Annotated in this window: 1 protein-coding gene and 1 pseudogene; one reads left to right on the plus strand and one right to left on the minus strand. The window is 65.3% G+C overall.

The annotated features are described in order from the left end of the window. Positions 1 to 113: 113 nt before the first annotated feature. Positions 114 to 423 (plus strand): annotated as a pseudogene (locus LRG07_RS13645) (IS3 family transposase); the annotation flags it as partial. 295 nt (positions 424 to 718) lie between these two features. Here LRG07_RS13645 and LRG07_RS13650 read toward each other — a convergent pair. Next, a partial coding sequence (locus LRG07_RS13650; RefSeq protein WP_238642742.1) for a transposase occupies positions 719 to 1,159 on the minus strand: 441 nt, incomplete at its 5' end.

The raw sequence follows: 1,159 nt of genomic DNA on the forward strand, positions 1-1,159 counted from the left end.
CCACTATGTGGAAACTGCCCGTGCCCAGGAGGACTTCGGCAGCGTCCGCACAAGATGTGGTCCCGCGGTCGCCTGAGCCGATGGAGCTTTTACCCACACAGATCGCGAAGGTGCCAGCTCCGGGCGTGCTGGTCCACTCTGATCAGGGCTCGCAGTACGGCAGTGACGACTGGCAGCGCTTCTGCATCCACCACGGGCTGACCCCGAGCATGAGCCGCCGCGGCAACTACTGGGATAATGCGGTCGCCGAGTCGTTCTTTGGTAGCCTGAAAAAGGAGCGGATTAAAAAAACGCATCTACAAACCGCGGGATCTCGCTCGCTCCGACATCTTCGACTACATCGAGGGCTTCTATAATCGAGTCCGCCGACACAGCCACCTCGGGGGTATCAACCCGGAGGCGTTCGAGGTGGCCTCAAAATGAAGTCCGGAGCTGTCCAAGGTCACGGGGGAAGTCCACTCGAAGGTTGAGCCTACGCCATAGCCCGCGGTATTCATGACTAGGCCCAGCTGACCGTTCTTGCGGGTGGGTAAGGCCCTGGACTGGGCAGTACCTGACCACCTCGGCGCATGAGCTGTCCCGCAGAAGGGGGCCTGCGGCTTGCTGAAGGCCCCCTTCTGCGGTCGTGGGGGCTGTGAAATGGCCACGCGGCCATAGGGCGGCACGCCGACACTTATCCAGCGGCGGGTTCGGCCCCTTGCACGGCCCAGTTGCCCTGCTATTCCGGTGCGGGATCCGCCCGCGTGAGACGGCGCAGGAGCGCGCGCCAGTGAGAGGCGGCCCGCCGTTCCAGGATTACATGCACTCGCCGGGCATGGCGCTGGACGCGCACGGCGCTTTTGAGCACCTGCTCGCGCAGCCGGCGCAGGCTCCAGCCGTCCCCGGTGCCGCGCTCCAGGCTGTCGCGCAGCACGTGCAGGAGCTGGTAGGCGAGCGCCCGGAGGGCTAGCAGCGCCTGGCTTCGGGCGAAAGCCTGCTCCTCCGTCGCCTGGCCGCGCCGGGTACAAGGCAGGGACTCGCCGATGACGTCTTTGAATTCGCCGAAATGCGCCTCTGCCTTGCCGCGCTGCTGGTAGTGGCGCCGAACAAAGCGCTGGCTGCCTGCGCTGTTGGTCACCAGGTAGAAGGCTTCGCGGAAGAGTTCACCGGGCCGCTCACG

It is taken from the genome of Halorhodospira sp. 9622, from assembly GCF_022228025.1.
Classification (GTDB): domain Bacteria; phylum Pseudomonadota; class Gammaproteobacteria; order Nitrococcales; family Halorhodospiraceae; genus Halorhodospira; species Halorhodospira halophila_A.